Here is a 15,961-nt window from a genome sequence, read left to right as displayed (position 1 = left end):
TCCACTCGCTCTTCGCCGAGGTGGCGATGTCGGCATTCCTGTCCGCCTGCCCCCGGCGACGGAAGCGGCTGTGCACCGGGAGGTGGACGCGGTGATCCGCGCGGTCGGCATCCCTCATGGCGCCTCGCACACCGAAGTCATCGTTGATGTGGCCTGCCAGTGCACGATCATCGAGATCGCCGCCCGGATCGGTGCCGGGCACATCGGCCTCCTGCTCCAGCACGCCCTGGGCATCGAGGTCTTCGCGGCCCTGCTCGAGGTCGCCTTAGGCCGCCCGGCAGTGCTCACCCCCACCGCCCACGGCTATGCCACCGTCCGCTTCATCGCCGTCCCGCACGCCGGATGGCTCGTCTCCGTGACCGGGTTTCGGAGGCCCGCGCCGGGGGTGCCGTTCGTGCGCTGGCGGGCGCCGATCGGCGGCATGGTCCACACCCCTTCGGCCAATGCCCAGCGGTTGGGCGCCTTCGTCGCCACCGGCACGGACGCGGCCGAGGTGGAACAGCGTGCCGACCTGCTCGCGCGACAGGTCCAACTCCGCGTGGTCCCGCCCGGCGACGCGGGTCAGGCCAGTTGGGCGAGCACGGCGGCCATCGCCCCATAGCTCTCGCTCACCGCCTCCGCCTTGCCCAGCCGGTACCGCTCCAGGCGTACCGCACCCAGATGCCGCGCCTCATAGACCCGCGCCCTCCACACCGCGGCCTCCGACCGGTCCAGCGGACCGTAGGACTCCCAGAAGGCTTCGCGCTCATCGGCCTTGGCCGTCGCCATACGGATCGTCCAATCGGCGTCCGGGTCCCCGAAGTGGCAGCGGTCGAAGTCCAGCACGCCGCTGATGGTCGGCACGTCGGCGTCCCGGTCGAGCAGAGTATTCACAGTCCACAGGTCACCGGTCAGAAGGCGGGGTTCGGTGACCTCGTCCAGCACCGCCCGGTCGTGGCGGGCCGCCGCGGCGACCCTGCGCACGTCCGTCGCCTCCAGCCCCGCACCGTCCAGGTCCGCGGCGATGTCCTCCAGGGACGCGATCACAGCCTCGCTCCACGTGGCGTATCCCGGCCCGGCCACAGGCCCGAAATGTGGTCCCCGCACATCGTGCACGGCACGGGTGATCGCACCCATCTGCCGGAAGAACGCAGGCCATGTGCTCCGCGGGTACGACCCCAGATGCTCTGGAGCCGGGACACCTTCCAGGTAGGTTTGGATCATCCAGTCCCGGCCGATCACCTGCCCCGTCCAGTCCGCGGCGATCACCTGCGGCATCAGGTGCGCGATCGGAGCAAGCCACGGAAAGCCGGCGTGCTCGTTCCTCATCAGGTGCCGCTCGCTGCGGAACTGCCGCGCCTTCGCCGGCGCCACCCGAAGAACCACCGGGCGGTCCCGCTCGGCCAGAGCCACGCGATAGACGTTGTTGTACATGCCCGAGCCCAGCTCCACCGCGGACACCACTCGGGAATCGGAGCCGAAGACGCGGCGGTAAACCCTCTGGACCTCCTCGGCGGTCACCGGCTGCTGAAACGCCTGCGTCGTGCGCTCGATCGGGCGGAAATCCATGTGATCCCCTCGTGGATGAAGATGCGCCGGCCGACGGCACGGGAGTGTGTCCATTGTCCCGGCCGCACGGGCGGGAGTCTCGTCGGCGGGGCGTCGCGGTCGAGCTGGATCGTGCGGCCGTGATCGGCCCAGCGCGTGAGATGGCGGTGAGGCCCCGAGGCGACTGGGTAGATGCCGTGGCAGCCGCAGAGCGGTTCCTTTGCGTCGACCGTGGCCGCAGGAGGCGAACGCCAGGAGGGGCGCGCGCCGGGTCAGAGCGGCCCGGCGATACCCCCGTCTCAACGGGGCGCCGACGCCCCGGATTCGGGCAACGGCGGGCCTGGGCGGCGGCGAACCGCGCGTCTGGCTCGGCCAGGTGGGCGAAGGCGGCCCCGTACCCGGAGGTGCGGCGGTGGTAGACGGCGCGCACCAAGGCGAGGTCAACGACCCGCGAGGGGTGGTGGTGCGGCCGTGCAAGCGCTTCCCGCCGCCCGCTTCCGCAGCGAGGGTCACCTCGCCCGGGAAAGTCGGTGACGGGTCGAACCGGGCCATCGGCACGCCGCGCCGGTTCAGTTCGGTGATCACCGCATCAGCGCTGCGGTCCTCGACTTGGGCGCACACGACCACCGGGCGGCCGCTCACCCCTCGTCCTCGTCGCTGGCGGCCGCAGGGACGGCAGGGCTGGCGCGGCGGCACACCGCGCCGCTTCCGCTGGCGTGGCTGATCGCCCTGGCCTGGGTGGTGGCCGCCGGGGTGGTGGCGCTGCTGACCGCCGGGGCATGGCTGCTGCTGGACACGCCCGCCTGGGAGCCGCCCGAGGTGCTGCGCCCGCGCGACCTGGACGCGGTGGCCCTGCTGGTCATCAACTACCGTCGCCAGCGCACCACCGAAGCCGAGAACGACCGGGCCTGGGGGCCGTTCGACGTCGTTGAGCGACGCGCTTTGCTAAAGCGTAGGACTGAGGGGACGAGCATCGATCCAACGGGCGATGAAGTCCTTGCCGTCTTCAGTAAGGACGACATAATGAGCACGACGGATCTCCGCTTGTTCTCTCATTAGCCGTAATCCGCCCCGGTCATTCGAAAGGGACACCAGGTTGTCTTCAACGAGATTCCCGATCAGCCATACCATCCCATAAGGGAGCATCGGATATCCTCTCTGGGCTCGGTATTTCACGAACCAGCGCAGAAGCTGCATCTCCATTGCCGTATAACGACTGTTCAGGACACCGAGGTTCTCCTTGTACTGGCGGACCGACTTCCGGTCGATCTCTCCCGCCGACTTCCGGCGGTGGCAGGTCGGGCAGAGGGCGATCAGGTTCTCGAACCTGTGCTCGCGCACCTTCGCCCAGTCGTCTATGTGGTCGATGTCAACAGGGTGCTGCCGGCACGTCGGGATAGCGCAGCGGTGGCCAGATTCGACGAGAACTTGCCGGCGCATCTCGGTGGGGATGGGAGGTCGGTCTGCCATGGCAAGACAGTACTCCCGCGCTCGACAGCTCTGACTCCGCCCAGATCAGCGCATCCTGCCAGTCATTGATCCATCCCTGCGAACGCAGTGAGGTGTTTCCAGCGACTTGGAAGCCGAGGATAAAAGCGCAATCATTGACGCAGCGGTGCGCGAGTTCCGTGAGGAGCTGGGCATCACCGTCGAAGCAGCCGACCTCGAACCGGACAACGTGATGCACAGCGCGGGGAACGGCAGCCGGCTGCACGTGTTCTTCGCGCGCCGGCCTCCGGAGCGGGCCGGCCCCGGCCGCCTACGCCGGCGCGCGGGTTCACGCGTCGGCTGGCCGCGGCGCCGACGCCGGGGGCCGGAGCCAGGCCCCGGCGCCCGGCTGCGGCCCGACCCAGCCGCGCCGGCAGCACCTTGCGGAAGACCAGCGCCATTAGGGTGGTGCGCAGAGCTGCTGCGAGCGGCGAGCGCCCGGTGTTGTGCTGCCAGACCAGCTTGAAGATCCACATCGGGACGCGGACCTGGATGTAGAGCAGCGTCAAGAACAGCATGATGTTGAGGAGCCAGTCCTCGCCGTCCTCATTGCCATACAGTTGCATCTCGCCTTGGAAGACCAGCCGCATGAACGCTGTGAAGGCGAGGCTCTGGGCGATGGGGGTGGCCAGCACCCCGGCCATGCACCGCCACCACAGGGCGGCCAGGCGCTGGGAGTAGGGCAGGGCGTGGAAGGCCAGCAGGAGCGGCGCGGCCACCACCAGGGTGATGGTCATGACGATCCGGACGGCTTCCATCGCGCACCACACCACCAGCAGCACCACGACCGCCACCAGGAGCAGCAGCACGAAGATGGTGCCCTCGATGAGGATGGAGCCCAGGCGCTCCTGAAGATTGGTGGCCGCTCGCTGCGGATCGATTCCCAGTGCCGAGACCCCGGCGGCGATGCCGTTGGCCCCGCGGATCATCTCGGTGGAGATCCACAGCGAGGCGTTGGCCGCCACAAACCCCACCACCAGGCGCGGCAGGACCTCCCGCGCCGAGTAGCGGGTCTGCACCGTCTCGTGGCCCATCACCACGAGCCCGCCCGCCACCACGGCCAGCAGGTAGAGGATGTTGGTCACCGCCAGTACCCCCTCCCACAGCCCTTCCACCGAGGTGTCGGGCAGCGGGGTGTGGAAGGCGCGGGCGCCCAGCCACCCGAACAGCGGGTTCAACGACTGGTCGACCAGGTCGTAGAACCAGCGGGAGACGTGGCAGCTCACCTCGATCGCGCCGCAGTCGGCGATCTCCTCAGGCAGGCCGCCCTCGCCGCCGTCTGCGGCGCCGTCCTCGTCCTGCCCGCCAAAGTCTGCGGGTTCGGGTCCCTCCTCGGGCGGAGGCGGCCCCGGTGAGGGGTCGGGCTCGGGCGAGGATTCCCCGGTCGGCGGTTGGGGGTCGGGCGGCGGGCTGGGCGGGGGCCCGGGTTGGGGGTCGGGCACGGGCGGTTCGGCGGGGGCAGCAGGAGCGGGACCGTCATGGCGGTCACCCGCCGCCCGCGTCGCCCACGATGTACTGCAGGATGTCCAGCAGTACCGTGGCCAGGATCGCGATGCCGTACCCGATGGCGGCGCCCATCAGCGAGCGGCGCGCGCGGTCGACCTCGCCGGAGTCGCCTCCCGCTAGCAGCCACCGCAGGCCGCCCACGGTCAGCAGCAGCGTGGCCAGCGCCGCCAGGAGCGAGACGATGACCGTCCGGATCCGCTCCACGACCTCGACGAGTTCCTGGGTGCCGGCGGGGCCACTGTCGGCCCACGCCGCGCCCGGCATCAGCAGCATCGCCGCCACCGCGGCGACCACGGCCGCCACCGCCAGCAGCGCCCGGAACCAAAGCCCCTCACGTCGCGGGTCCTTCACGTCATACCTCCGCACCCGGTCGGCCACGTCGGGGTCCGGCACCGCCCGCGCGGGCGTCCTCCTTCCACGGACTGGGGCGGGGCGGCACAGGTGAGTGTCAGGGCACACCGGGCAGCAGCCTGCGGGCGGTGCCGGACTCACCCGGGAAAACCCGTCACCACGCCCCACAGAATCGACACCCCGGCGCGGCCCGCTTACGCCGGGCGCGCTCACCGCCGGCCTCCACCGGCGGCCGAAAGGGCGCCCTGGGCGGTCAAGGCCCTGGCCAGACGGGCCTCGGCGCGCGAGCGGCGCTTGTGCAGGGTCTTGTACTCCACCCCGAGTTCGGCAGCCACGGTGCGCAGCGTGGTGTCCTCCAGGCGGGTGCGCCCGATCAGCTCGGACTCCGCAGGTGGCAGGACGCCGGCGGCCACTGCGCGGGCCAGCACCAGGTCGGGGTGGCCGCCCGGGCGGGCCGGCTCCTCCGTCTCCTCCAACCGGTCCTGGACAACGGGCGCCAACAGTTCGCGGTGGCGGGCGCGCATGCCGGCGCGCTGGGCGCGGCAGCGCAGCCGCCAGGCCAACCGCGTCCAGCCGGTGTTGACCGTGCCCACCGCCACCACGAAGGCCGCCAGCATCTCGGCCTCCACATCGGCGGCCTGCTCGGCGTTGAGGCCGCGGCAGGTGCGCCGGGCCGCCCCGCGCACGCCGGGCAGTGCCGGTCCGACCGCCACCGTCATCCACGCCTCCTCGGCGCGGGCACGGGCGATGACCAGCCGCCACAACCGGTCGGCCTTGCGGTGGTCGACCTCGGGTTGCAGCAGCCACGCCCGCGCCTGGCGCAGGTCCATGGCCACGGGCGGAACCAGCTCGGACTTCTCAGGCCGCTTGGGGGCGCGGGGTTCCAGCCACAGCCGGTCGGCCAAGGCGTCGAAGGTACGTTCGGCGGCGCGCAGCGGCGCCACCGAAGGCGGCATCATCGTTGCGTGGGTGGCGTCCATGAGCGGGGCCCTTCCGGTCGGCCGGTGCTGACCGGACCCACCCCAAAGGGCCGCGTGGACACACCGCCGACAGGCCGCTCACGCTGCGATGGTCTGTCGTTCACCGGCTGCGGACGGCCTGCCCAGCCCTTTCACCGGGCGCGCCGGACTTTCTGGGCCGTGACCTGCGCTGACACTGATGCGTCGGCGTCATTCCCCCAAGTTCCAGACAGCTTCTGAAAAAAACTCGCGGTTGTGGTGGCCTGCTCAAACCGATCGAACATGGGGACGGGCTACCAGCAGGCTTCCCGAGCGTCAGGTCTTGGTGTTGGTGAGGTGGCGGCCGATCCAGCCCACGACGATCAATCCGGTGTTGGCGGTGTCGTCCAGGTAGTGGATGCGGGGGCTCACGCCGCGGGAAGCGATCTTGATGTGGGCCTGCATCCGAGCCGCGCCGCGGCGGCGCACCCGTGTTGGGACGGGGAAAACACGCTCGTTTTCCCATTTTGCGTTGACGTGAGCGGATTCTCTCGGCGCGATCTGCCGTACGGGCATGGCCAGGTCCGCCGAGACGTCCGGATCGCCGCAGAAGTCGATGAGGGCGCCCGCATAGGGAGGCGTCCCGGCTTTGGCGGATGCGTAGGCGTTCATGCAGCGCAGCGCCCGCCATGTCTTGCGCGCCCACACTCCCCGGTTGGCGCCGGTGGTCTCATCCAGGCGGCGCGTGTGCTTGGCGGAGCCGGTGTAAAGGACGCGGCCGAGTTCAGGAAGCCGCTGCAGGACGTCGGCGAAGGTGTCCGGCTCCCGGGCGTGGTGATTGTGCGCGGTGTCGTCGGAGGGGGGATGGCAGGGCACGGCCGGATCCTTTCCGAAACGCTGGTTTGGAGGCGAGCGGCTGCGGCGCTCATAGAACGCCGCAGCCGACGGGGTTGGTGACTTACCGAGGACCTGTCGCTGACAGGCCAGGTGAGGCGGTCATTACCGCCCGGGTGCGAAGGCTGGACTGGGCCGTGCGAAGCGGCGCCCCTCACCGCGCCGGGCGGTCTCATCAAAACGGTGACCGGCCGCCGACACATTGCTGACAGGCCAGTTCAGAGGTCTCTGTGGGTGTCCCGGGCGGAGGCGGACGCTGCTCGGGACGGTGGTTCATTCCCCGGCGGCGTGGCGGGCAGCCATCGATAGAGCCCGGGCTGGCTGCGGGCCCTGCGGCGTTCTCGACAGACTGCCGCGCCTGGCGGGTGAAGGTCTCAGGGGGCGGCGAGCAGGAGCGCTACGGCGTGGTCGATCTCCTCGGCGAAGATCTGCACACGCCTGCCCAAGGCGTCGCGCCAGACCAGCATGCCGCCGCGACACCACACGGTGGCCTGCGGGATGGAGACCACCGAGACGCAGGGATCGGCCACACCGTAGACCCGCTGTCGGCCGCGCGCTCGAAGGGCTTGCGCCAAGGCGCGGGCGCTGGCGGCGGCGTCGAACACCGGTTGGGCAGCGGCCGATGTGCGGGGTTTGACGGCGGGGGAGACGCGGGCGTGGCGCGGAGTGCGCACGGACGTGCGGCCCCGACCGCGCAGGCCCACCACTGGGCACCGCCGCAGCGGTGGAAGCGTGCCCACACGGTGATCCGGGTGTCTTCACGGTGCCAGCCCCATATGTCGGCGAGGGCCGCCACGAGGAGCAGTCCTCGCCCGGACTCCGCGTCGGGGTCGGCTGGACGGGGCAGCGGTACCGACCCGGGCCGTGGGGCGTGGTTGGTGACCCGAACTTCGACGTGGTGGGCGCTCTGACGCAGAGCGATCATCCCGATCGGGCCGGGCGGTGCCGGGAAACTCGAGTGGGTTAGAGCATTGGCGACGAGTTCACCGGCCACGAGCTGGATGTCGTGGCTGCGTGCCTCCTCGACGGTGGCCTCGGCGATCCACGCGCGCACGGCGCCGACCTGGGAGGGATCGGACGTGGCGAGGATGCGGCAGAGGGTGTTCGGAGGCGGATTGGCGGGTGTGGGCCGGTGGGGCTGCATGCGGATTCCCTCCCTGTGCTGGTTGCAGGGCACGCCGGGTAGGGCACCGACATCTACACCCACCTTTTCAGGACCAGTCAATATGTGCCGTGAGAAATATCCGCACGTACTTAGAATGTTGTGGAGTCCAATTCTCGTATAACTGGACCGGTTTTTTAAGGCACTTTCCATTGCTTTCGTTATGGAGGAACGCGCAAAGGCGCGCGCCTTGAACGTGGCGCCGCCCCTCCGAGGGCGTGCGCGCCGGAGACCTCGCCGCCGCGTTACCCCGAGCGCGCACAGCGTCAGCCACGACCTCAACATCCTGACCGAGGCGTGACTGATTGACCGGCGCCGCCACGGCACCAGCATCCACAACCGTCCCAGTTCAGCCGCACCCCGCCTCATACGCGCTTCTGCACCAGTTTGCCGCCCCCGAGACCGCGCAGGACACCGAGGACGCCGACACGCTGCGCGGGGTCCTCGGCTGCCTCGCCACTCGCCGGCCCGGCTCCACAGCCGAGCACGTCACTGTAAGTCCGCCCCCAGCGGATGTGGGGCGGATGATCGGAATAATGACTCCTATGGATCAGAACTCGCTGCGGAAACTCGTTGAAGGCCAGTTGCTTCGGCTTGAGGGCAACGCCTTCCAGGATTGCATGGACCGTCTCGGCATGGAGTTGTACCCGGGTGACTATGAACCCGTGCGGGCCGCCGGTCCGAAGGGGGACACCAAGAATGACGGATACTGCCCTAAAGCTCGGGTGTTCTTCGCGGCACACGCCACGCGCGGCGAGCGGATTGATAGAACCAAGGCAAAGATCCGCAGAGATTTGGAGGGCTGCCTCCAGGAGCACCGTGACGTGAGGGTATGGCGTTTCCTCACAAACGATACGGCACCAGGCGAAGTTGACCAATTCATCGACAACGAACTTCGCCCCTTGTACAGGGGCGTCATTATTGAAGTGTGGGGGATCAAGACGCTTGCCGATGTGATCAGCAAGCTGAAAAGGGATCAGGTCGATCGAATTATCGATGTCATTACGGTGGACGACCCAGAGCCTCATGTCGTGGCGCTCAACCATGTGAAGACGGGGCGGGATCTTTGGCCTATCCTCTCTGGCTGCCTGGGGTGGTTAGAACACATCGAGCCAGACGACTGCTCAGACGAGGAACAGGATGTCATTGATAGTGCGGTGCAAGCCTTCCGTGACTGGAGTGATATATCGTCAGATATCGAGTACTCTCGTTCTGAGGTACGGGACGCGCAGCGGAGCATCACTGAAATCTTGAAAGAGCTGTCAGGGGACGGGCTCGTCCTCTACGCCGGTATGGGTCAGGACTATCCCCTTACTAGTGGTCCATCACCGTTCTTGGGTCCTGTGGCCATCTTCAAGATCGCTCGGGTACGTGGTGGTGCAGAGGGCACCCACTGAACCTACGAGGCGTACCCATATGTTCACATTCACGTGGCTATTCGAGGATGCTGGCGAAGTCTAGGACGGACGCCGTCGCGGTCATGGTGCTCCGTAGGTGCTCGGTGGTTTCGGGCCTACGCGGTGCACGGCGGGGTCGAACGGTATTGGTGGGTGCGCCCTCGCGGGTAAAACGGCACGTCAGAGAATGATTCGGCACTGGGCGGAAGGAGAATGACGGACTGGAACACCAGGCCCGTTGGCCGGGCTGCCACCTGCGGGCCCCATGTCTCCCCTCACCGTGAGGGGGCACCACGACCGAGCGCCCATGCCCCAGGCGCCTAAGTCGCCGCTCGAACCGCGCTGCCAGGCATATGTCGGTGCATTAAGGATGGCACAGGAAAAATAGGGTAAATGCGTGCATTGCAATATCTTCTGTGCTGTTACCCATAGTATTCCTGGATACAGTCCATTTGCATCTCGATAGAGAAGTTCGCCGGTGATGCGGGCAGGAGATGGCCTGGCCGCGGAGTGGCGATGCTCCCAATACGGCGCATTTGACCCCCGCGCGAATTCGGCGATGCCAACCCCTTGGATTTGTGTGACTGTCGTATTACTTTCGGTAATCCGAAGAGAGTGATGCACGAGAGCGCAGCGGGGTTGCCGATGACTCGTGGGCGGGGTGCGGCGGTGGCGGCCGTATCGGTGCTGTTGACCACGGTGTTGGTGTCGTGTTCGGGCGCGTCTGCCGACCCTCCTACCGAGACAAGCGCCTCGCCGTCGCCCTCGGCCAGTGCCGCTGCGCCCGAGGAGGAGGCACTGGCCGTCTACGAGGGCATGTGGGCGGTGATCGCCGAGCAGTCGCGGACCACCGACCCCGATTACGCGGCGCTTGAGCCCTACGCCACCGGGCAGGCGCTGGACTTCGCGAGCGAGAGCCTGAAGGCGCGGGCCCAGGACGGTGTGGTGGCGCGGGGCGCCCCCGTGCACTCTCCGGAGGCCGACAATGTCGATGCCGAGGCGGCCGCGGTCGTCATCCGCGACTGCGTCGACACCACCGCCTGGTTGCAGGAGGACGCCGAAAGCGGCGAACTCGTGGAGGAGAGCCCGCGGGAGCCCATCCGGCGCCAGGCCGAGGCCACCGTCAGCCGCGACGGCCAGACCTGGAAGGTCTCGGAGTTGCTGCTGGGCCAGGCGGGGTCATGCTGACCCGCGACCGCACCGTGGTCGTCGGCGGGCTCGCGCTCGGCTTCGTGGCCGGCGGCGGGTCCCTCGCCTGGGCCGACCCCGACTACTTCGACGGCAACGCGCAGTGCGACGCGCTGGGGTGCGAGGCCCAAGCCGAGTCCGGCGCCCATCCCTCCAACGCCCGCCCCGATGCGGACGGGGGCGCGACCAGCGCTCCGGGCACCGGGGCCGTGCAGGCCGCCCCCACATGCGAGGAGACCGGCCTGGGCACGCAGGAATGCGAGACGCTCGTCGGCCAGGAGGATCTCGGCGACACGGCGGTCATCACGGCGGCCTCGGCCATCGATGCGGCCCGTGACGCACTGTGGCCGCCGACCCCGCAGATCACCACGTCCCCCTCGACCGGTCAGCCGGTGCTGGTGCACGTACCGGTCTGGTTGTGGGTGGAGGAGGACACCTGGCGGCCGGAGTCGGCGCGGGCCGAGGTGCCCGGCGGCTCGGTGGAGGTCACCGCGACGCCGACCACGGCGCACTGGTCCATGGGCGACGGGACCACGGTGTCCTGCGACGGCCCCGGCACGCCCTTCGTGACGGGGCGGCATGACCCGGCGGCGGCCTCCCCGGAGTGCGGCCACACCTTCACCCGTCCCTCCACGCCCGAGCCCGAGGGGGTCTACGACCTGGAGGTCGCGGTGGTGTGGGAGGTGGAGTGGTCCTCCGCCGAGGGCGGCGGTGCGTTGGAGCCCCTGGTGACCACCGCGGCCGCCGAGGTCGACGTGGTGGAGTCCCACGGCCTGGTGGACCGCGTCCCCTGAACGAGGAGTTCCCTGAACCCTGAACCGGAGCGAGCTGATGGCAGGAGTAGCCGAACGGACAAGCAAGCGCAGTAGTACACCACCGGCACCCGAGCGGTTGCTGAGCGCGGGGCCGCGCCGCTGGCGCTGGCTGGCCCTGGGCGCGGCGTTGATGGTGGTGGGAGCGGTGGCGGTGGCCGCCGCGCTCGGGCAGGTCGACCAGCGCAGCGGCATGGTGGCCGCCGCCCGCGACCTGCCGGCCGGGCACGTGCTGACGGCCGAGGACCTCCACGTCGTTGAGATCGCCGGGGCCGAGAACCTGGCGGCCGTCCCCGCCGGGCAGGTGGACGACCTGGTGGGGCAGCGGCTCCTGAGCCCGCTCCACGCTGACACGCTGATCGCTCCGCACGCGCTGGGGAGCCCGGACGACTACCCCGAGCCTGATGAAGCGGTGGTCGGCGCGCGGCTGGCCGACAACCAGGCCCCGGCGTCACTGGGGCAGGGGGCCGACGTGGCCGTGGTCATCACCGCCACCACCCAGGGAGAGCCGCCGTCCGTGGAGGAGGCGCCGACTCCGGGCGAACCCGGTGTTCCGCAGGAGCAGCAGGCGTTCCCCGCGCGGGTCCAGTCAGTGGAGGCCACTGAGGACGGCGCGATGCGGGTGGAGCTGGTGCTGGCGGCGGATGACGCCGAGGCGGTGGCGCGGGCGGCCTCGGCTGACGCGCTGACAGTGGTCGAGGTCGACGGGGGAGCGGGCTGATGCCGGTGGTCACGCTGTTCTCGCTGGGCGGCGCGCCGGGGGTCACCACCCTGGCTCTGGCGCTGGCCGCCTCCTGGCCTCAGGAGATGCCCGCGGTGATGGTGGAAGCCGACGCCTCCGGCGGCGCTGTGGCCGCCTGGCGGCACATGCCCACATCACCCGGGGTGGTCGAGTTGGCGGCCGCCATCCGCGCCGACGACCTCCCCGGCCCCGACCAGAGCGGCCGACTGCTGCGGGACTGCACGCAGACGCTGCCCGGCGGCCAGCTCGTGTGCCCGGCGCCGGCCACCGCCGACCGCGCCGTCGGCGCCGTGGCCATACTCCCCCCGCATCCCCAGGCACTGGCATCAACCTAAGCGGTGTGGATGGTGGACGCGGGGCGCCTAACGCCCCGGTCGCCGGCCGCGCGCCTGGTGGCGGCATCCGACGCGGCACTGCTGGTGGTGGCTGACGACCTGGCGCAGCTCAAGCGCGCCAAGGAGGCGCTGCCGGCCCTGCGCGGGGGAGTGCGGCGCCTAGGACTGGTCGTCACCGGGCACCGCCCCGACGGCGGCCAGATCGGCCAAGCCCTCGGCCTCTCCGTCCTCGAGCACCTTCCCACCGACCCCAAGGCGGACGCCTTCGTTCGCAGCGGAACACCGGCCGCGCACGCCGGCCGCCGCCCGCTGCTGCGCGCCGCGCGCTCCCTCGCCGCGGCACTGGCAGACGCGCTCCACCCCGACCACGTGCCCGCCCCGCCCTCGGCACCGCTTCGAGCGGGCGCGGCATGACCACCGAGCACACCGCTCCCGTCCCCACTCTCGACCGCGACGACCTGCTGGCCCAGTGGGCGCGGTTCACCGCCGGGGAGGCGATGCGCCGCCTCAGCGCGGCCGCGGCTGACGACGAGGGGCCGCTGGGCGGCGAGGACTACCGCCGCCGAGCCGAGCGCACCATCCGCCAGGTACTGGACGAAGCCGCCCAGCGCGCCTTGAACCAGGGCCGTCCGGTGCTGAACGCATCGACCGAGCGTGTGGTGGCCCAGCGCGCGCTGGCGCAGGTCTGCGGACTTGGCCCGCTGCAAGAACTGCTGGAAGACCCCGACATCGAGAACATCATCCGGCGGCTACCAGAGCGACCGCCGCGTCGCCACTCCCACGCAGGCGCTGCGCGCGGCGTTGCGCCTGCACCACACCTTCGGCCGTGCCGGGTTCGTCTTGGCCCTCATGGACGCCTCCACCGGTGCCCGCTGGTCTGAATTGGTCGGGCTGCAAGTCGAGGAGTACGACGAGGTCAATCGTGCCATTGTTGTGCGCCGCCCCTTGCGTGAAAGCGGTGGGCGCCTGGCCAAGGCTTCGCGGGCGAAGACGCCGGCGGGCAAGCGGTGGGTGCAGTTGCCGGATTTTCTGGACGTGCTGTACCGGCGGCTACCGGGACAGCGCGGCCGGAGGGCCGACTCCGTCTCCGAAAACAGAAGGGATCTCCCAGATATCTCCCCCGTCGGCGTGAGCCGAGGAGGGAAGTCTCTGAGAGACCCATTCTGACCTGCGGTGATTCTGGTGGGCGATACAGGATTCGAACCTGTGACCTCTACCGTGTCAAGGTAGCGCTCTAACCAACTGAGCTAACCGCCCCAAGGGTCGCACCGGGGTGCGAACGGGGGAGGCGGAGACGGGAATCGAACCCGTGTACAGGGATTTGCAGTCCCTTGCCTAAGCCACTCGGCCACTCCGCCGCGAGCCGTGCTCAAGGGCGTGGGTGTCCCTTACGGCTTCTCCGAGCGGACGACGGGATTCGAACCCGCGACCCTCACCTTGGCAAGGTGATGCTCTACCAGCTGAGCCACGTCCGCAGTGCCATGGGTTGCCCCATGGGAGCTTGTTCGTCGAGCGGACGACGGGATTCGAACCCGCGACCCTCACCTTGGCAAGGTGATGCTCTACCAGCTGAGCCACGTCCGCGCGGAGTGGGGTTGACCCGGCCGGTCTCGCGTGGCCCGGTGTCCCTCTCGCTGCCTCTGAACTTTAGCGGATCGTGGCGCCTGGGCGAAATCGAAATCCCAGGGCGGCGCCGTGCGCGGGGCAGGGTGCGGAGCGCGGCGGCGCCGTCGAGGCGTCCGGACGGGGGCGCGGAGCAGCGGCGGGGACGGCTCAGCGCTCGACGTGGGCGGGTGTTGTGGGCATGTCCGGCCGGGGCGGTGCGGACAGGTACTGGCCGACCCGCTGGATCACCTTGTTCATCTCATAGGCCACCAGGCCGACGTCGCACTCGGTGTCGGAGAGGAGCGCCATGCACGCGCCCTCGCCGGCCGCGGCGACGAACAGGAAGGCGTCGTCCATCTCGATGATGCTCTGGCGGATGCCGCCGGCGCCGAACTGCTTGCTGGCGCCCGAGGCCAGGCTGTGCAGCCCGGAGGCGATCGCCGCCAGGTGTTCGGCCTGGGGGCGGTCCAGGCGGCTGGACGAGGCCATCAGCAGGCCGTCGGTGGACAGGACGATCGCGTGGCGGGTGCCCTGCGCGCGCGTGAGGAGGTCGTCGAGCAGCCAGCTCAACTCGCCTGGGGCGGTGCTCTGTGAGGTCATAGCTCTCTTGATCCGTCGTCGTCTCGGCCGGACCGCGCGGCCCCGGGGCAGGGTCGCGGGCGGGTCCGCGGGGCCCCGGGGCAGGGGTCCTCATAGCGTTGCCCAGATGATAGCCATTCGTAATCCACGCGTCCGATATGCACCAGCGTGTCGGAGTAGTACGTGGATCGGGGTGATGAGGCGGATACAGGTGTGCTTCGCTACGGTACCCGTGGCCTACGTCGCATATACGGCATCGGCCGGGATTGGACAGAAGGCTTGCGCCGTAAGGGTTTTCGGCGGTGGCGGGCGCCCGCGAACGGCCCGGCGCGCCGGGCCGCGGGCTGCCGCGGGGACCCGTGAGGTGGCAGGATCGCACCAGGCGGCGGCACGCCGCCGCGACGCCCCCGAGCACCCCGCGCGGTGACGCAGGTGGCCGGTGGTGCGCCCGGGGCGGTGGCGCCTCCGCGGGGTCGGCCCCGTGCGGGGCGCCCGCCGGCGCGCGGGCACGGCGCGCCGGCGAGCCTGGAGAACCAAGGGAGGACGCGAGTATGCGGGTGTGGATCGCCGGCGCGGGTTTCGGTCGGGGGAAGGTCCTGGATGCGGACGAGGCCCGGATCCCGGTCCTGGACCACGGCATCACGGTGGGCGACGGCGTCTTCGAGACCGTGAAGGGGGTCGCCGGCGAGCCGTTCGCGCTCACCCGGCACCTGCGCCGCCTGGCCCGCTCGGCGGTGGGCATCGGGCTGCCCGAGCCCGACACCGCCCTCATCGCCGACGGCGTGCGCCAGGCCCTGGACGCCAACCCCGACATCCCCGTCTCGCGGGTGCGCATCACGGTCACCGGCGGACTGGGCCCGCTGGGCTCCGACCGCGTCGGGGGTGAGCTGACGTGCGTGGTGGCGGTGGGGCCGCTGGGGCCGATCGCGCCCGTGGTCGACGTCGCGGTGGTGCCCTGGACGCGCAACGAGAACGGCGCCCTGACGGGCATGAAGACCACCTCCTACGCCGAGAACGTGGTCGCCCTGGACTACGCCAAGCAGCGCGGCGCGGGCGAGGCCGTCTTCGCCAACACGGCGGGCAACCTGTGCGAGGGCACCGGCAGCAACGTGTTCGTGGTTCTGGACGGCGCCCTGCTCACCCCGCCGCTGTCGGCCGGGCCGCTGGCCGGGATCACCCGCGAACTGGTCCTGGAGTGGGCCGGCGGGCAGGAGGCCGACATCCCCATGGCGGCCCTGGACGACGTCTCCGAGGCGTTCCTGACGTCGTCGGGCCGCGACGTCCAGCCCATCCGGGCGATCGACGGCCGCGTGCTGCCGGCCGCCCCGGGGCCGGTCACGCGCCGGGCGATGGAGGTCTTCGCCGAGCGCGGCGCCGCCGACATGGACCCCTGACCAGCGCTGCGGAAGCAGTGCCGGCGGCGAGGGCGCCCGCCGC

At 70.2% G+C, this 15,961-nt stretch carries 19 protein-coding genes, 4 tRNA genes and 1 pseudogene; 11 read left to right on the top strand and 13 right to left on the bottom strand.

All coding sequences use genetic code 11. The features are described 5' to 3' along the window. The first annotated feature begins 82 nt into the window (after window positions 1-82). Entirely contained in the window at window positions 83-601 is a 519-nt protein-coding gene (locus HNR12_RS06640) for a hypothetical protein (RefSeq protein WP_179766670.1), read from the top strand. On the opposite strand, the gene HNR12_RS06635 is transcribed toward HNR12_RS06640, so the two are convergent. After that, window positions 562-1,548: a phosphotransferase family protein gene (locus tag HNR12_RS06635; protein WP_179766669.1), complete on the bottom strand. Its 987-nt coding sequence runs from the start codon at window positions 1,546-1,548 to the stop codon at window positions 562-564. The genes HNR12_RS06640 and HNR12_RS06635 overlap by 40 nt on opposite strands. Before the next feature lie 588 nt (window positions 1,549-2,136). On the opposite strand from HNR12_RS06635, the gene HNR12_RS06630 reads away from it, so the two are divergent. After that, window positions 2,137-2,586 carry a hypothetical protein gene (locus tag HNR12_RS06630; RefSeq protein ID WP_179765508.1) on the top strand — a complete coding sequence of 150 codons (450 nt, stop codon included), beginning with the start codon at window positions 2,137-2,139 and terminating at the stop codon, window positions 2,584-2,586. Here HNR12_RS06630 and HNR12_RS29720 read toward each other — a convergent pair. The 7 genes and pseudogenes from HNR12_RS29720 to HNR12_RS29715 form a co-directional block, all read right to left on the bottom strand. After that, on the bottom strand, window positions 2,473-2,967 hold the full coding sequence (locus tag HNR12_RS29720) for an HNH endonuclease (protein ID WP_372451083.1): 495 nt from the start codon (window positions 2,965-2,967) through the stop codon (window positions 2,473-2,475). The two genes, HNR12_RS06630 and HNR12_RS29720, sit on opposite strands and share 114 nt — an antisense overlap. Before the next feature lie 203 nt (window positions 2,968-3,170). After that, window positions 3,171-4,457, bottom strand: a complete 1,287-nt coding sequence (locus HNR12_RS06620) for a hypothetical protein (protein WP_179766667.1) — start codon at window positions 4,455-4,457, stop codon at window positions 3,171-3,173. Between the two features lie 43 nt (window positions 4,458-4,500). Beyond that, window positions 4,501-4,872, bottom strand: coding sequence for a hypothetical protein (locus HNR12_RS06615; protein WP_338119734.1), 372 nt, complete (start codon window positions 4,870-4,872; stop codon window positions 4,501-4,503). Window positions 4,873-5,081: 209 nt separating this feature from the next. Further along, on the bottom strand, window positions 5,082-5,852 hold the full coding sequence (locus HNR12_RS06610; RefSeq protein WP_179766666.1) for a sigma-70 family RNA polymerase sigma factor: 771 nt from the start codon (window positions 5,850-5,852) through the stop codon (window positions 5,082-5,084). Window positions 5,853-6,146: 294 nt separating this feature from the next. After that, window positions 6,147-6,686: a hypothetical protein gene (locus HNR12_RS06605; RefSeq protein WP_179766665.1), complete on the bottom strand. Its 540-nt coding sequence runs from the start codon at window positions 6,684-6,686 to the stop codon at window positions 6,147-6,149. Between the two features lie 392 nt (window positions 6,687-7,078). Beyond that, window positions 7,079-7,234, bottom strand: coding sequence for a hypothetical protein (locus tag HNR12_RS28255; protein WP_222600557.1), 156 nt, complete (start codon window positions 7,232-7,234; stop codon window positions 7,079-7,081). A 212-nt stretch (window positions 7,235-7,446) separates the two neighbouring features. Next, window positions 7,447-7,848 (bottom strand): annotated as a pseudogene (locus HNR12_RS29715) (ATP-binding protein); the annotation flags it as partial. Window positions 7,849-8,411: 563 nt separating this feature from the next. Between HNR12_RS29715 and HNR12_RS06595 the strand changes: the two are divergent. The 8 genes from HNR12_RS06595 (at window position 8,412) to HNR12_RS06560 (ending at window position 13,507) form a co-directional block, all read left to right on the top strand. After that, window positions 8,412-9,263: a hypothetical protein gene (locus tag HNR12_RS06595; protein WP_179766663.1), complete on the top strand. Its 852-nt coding sequence runs from the start codon at window positions 8,412-8,414 to the stop codon at window positions 9,261-9,263. Between the two features lie 669 nt (window positions 9,264-9,932). Further along, a complete protein-coding gene (locus tag HNR12_RS06590) occupies window positions 9,933-10,451 on the top strand; it encodes a hypothetical protein (RefSeq protein WP_179766662.1) in 519 nt (172 codons plus the stop codon). Continuing rightward, the gene (locus tag HNR12_RS28250; protein WP_246425013.1) at window positions 10,445-11,245 is read left to right on the top strand and encodes a hypothetical protein; all 801 of its coding nucleotides are present in this window, start codon (window positions 10,445-10,447) and stop codon (window positions 11,243-11,245) included. The genes HNR12_RS06590 and HNR12_RS28250 overlap by 7 nt, the downstream gene beginning before the upstream one ends. A 37-nt stretch (window positions 11,246-11,282) precedes the next feature. Continuing rightward, on the top strand, window positions 11,283-11,984 hold the full coding sequence (locus tag HNR12_RS06580; RefSeq protein WP_179766661.1) for an SAF domain-containing protein: 702 nt from the start codon (window positions 11,283-11,285) through the stop codon (window positions 11,982-11,984). Next, complete coding sequence (locus HNR12_RS06575) at window positions 11,984-12,340, top strand: hypothetical protein (RefSeq protein WP_179766660.1); 357 nt, start codon at window positions 11,984-11,986, stop codon at window positions 12,338-12,340. The genes HNR12_RS06580 and HNR12_RS06575 overlap by 1 nt, the downstream gene beginning before the upstream one ends. A gap of 57 nt (window positions 12,341-12,397) precedes the next feature. Further along, entirely contained in the window at window positions 12,398-12,754 is a 357-nt protein-coding gene (locus HNR12_RS06570; protein WP_179766659.1) for a hypothetical protein, read from the top strand. After that, entirely contained in the window at window positions 12,751-13,221 is a 471-nt protein-coding gene (locus HNR12_RS06565; protein WP_179766658.1) for a hypothetical protein, read from the top strand. The genes HNR12_RS06570 and HNR12_RS06565 overlap by 4 nt, the downstream gene beginning before the upstream one ends. Continuing rightward, window positions 13,190-13,507, top strand: a complete 318-nt coding sequence (locus tag HNR12_RS06560) for a hypothetical protein (RefSeq protein ID WP_179766657.1) — start codon at window positions 13,190-13,192, stop codon at window positions 13,505-13,507. The genes HNR12_RS06565 and HNR12_RS06560 overlap by 32 nt, the downstream gene beginning before the upstream one ends. Window positions 13,508-13,520: 13 nt before the next feature. Here the strand turns inward: HNR12_RS06560 and HNR12_RS06555 are convergent. The 5 genes from HNR12_RS06555 to HNR12_RS06535 form a co-directional block, all read right to left on the bottom strand. Next, window positions 13,521-13,597: transfer RNA gene (locus tag HNR12_RS06555), tRNA-Val, on the bottom strand. A 29-nt stretch (window positions 13,598-13,626) separates the two neighbouring features. Continuing rightward, window positions 13,627-13,698: transfer RNA gene (locus HNR12_RS06550), tRNA-Cys, on the bottom strand. Window positions 13,699-13,742: 44 nt separating this feature from the next. After that, a tRNA-Gly gene (locus HNR12_RS06545) sits at window positions 13,743-13,815 on the bottom strand. A 36-nt stretch (window positions 13,816-13,851) separates the two neighbouring features. After that, a tRNA-Gly gene (locus HNR12_RS06540) sits at window positions 13,852-13,924 on the bottom strand. Window positions 13,925-14,113: 189 nt separating this feature from the next. Next, window positions 14,114-14,545, bottom strand: a complete 432-nt coding sequence (locus HNR12_RS06535; RefSeq protein WP_179766656.1) for a roadblock/LC7 domain-containing protein — start codon at window positions 14,543-14,545, stop codon at window positions 14,114-14,116. 530 nt (window positions 14,546-15,075) lie between these two features. Between HNR12_RS06535 and HNR12_RS06530 the strand changes: the two genes are divergently transcribed. Then, window positions 15,076-15,918, top strand: a complete 843-nt coding sequence (locus HNR12_RS06530; RefSeq protein ID WP_179766655.1) for an aminotransferase class IV — start codon at window positions 15,076-15,078, stop codon at window positions 15,916-15,918. Window positions 15,919-15,961: the final 43 nt, after the last annotated feature.

The sequence above is a fragment of the Streptomonospora nanhaiensis genome (genome assembly GCF_013410565.1).
Lineage (GTDB): Bacteria > Actinomycetota > Actinomycetes > Streptosporangiales > Streptosporangiaceae > Streptomonospora > Streptomonospora nanhaiensis.
The sequence above is the reverse complement of the archived record's forward strand: the minus strand, read 5'-3'. Positions and strand labels throughout refer to the sequence as shown.